Origin of the sequence: Alkalihalophilus lindianensis (assembly GCF_032843265.1) — a bacterium.
Classification (GTDB): Bacteria; Bacillota; Bacilli; order Bacillales; family Bacillaceae_D; genus Alkalihalophilus; species Alkalihalophilus lindianensis.
Genome location: NZ_JAWJBA010000547.1, coordinates 1 through 260, shown reverse-complemented (window position 1 = coordinate 260; position 260 = coordinate 1). Strand labels below are relative to the sequence as shown.

At 36.9% G+C, this 260-nt stretch carries 1 protein-coding gene; it reads left to right on the top strand.

The window, feature by feature from the left end:
- Positions 1-241: aldehyde dehydrogenase family protein (locus RYX56_RS23375; protein WP_317124260.1), on the top strand; the 241-nt coding region annotated here is incomplete at its 5' end.
- Positions 242-260 lie beyond the last annotated feature (19 nt).

The window sequence follows — 260 nt, the reverse complement described above, 5'->3', positions numbered from 1 at the left end:
ATACGCAAATGATACAGACTTAGGACTACATGCAGCTGTATTTACTTCGGATATAAACAGGGCATTTCGTGTAGCTGATGCTATAGAAACAGGCGGTGTATGGATCAACGAAGTATCTGTTCGCCGCTATGATCATATCCCATATGGCGGTGTGAAAAATAGCGGGATTGGTAAAGAAGGTATTAAATATGCCATTGAGGATATGACAGATACAAAGTTTTTCGGGATAAAACTATTTTAATCATAAAGATTGATAAATA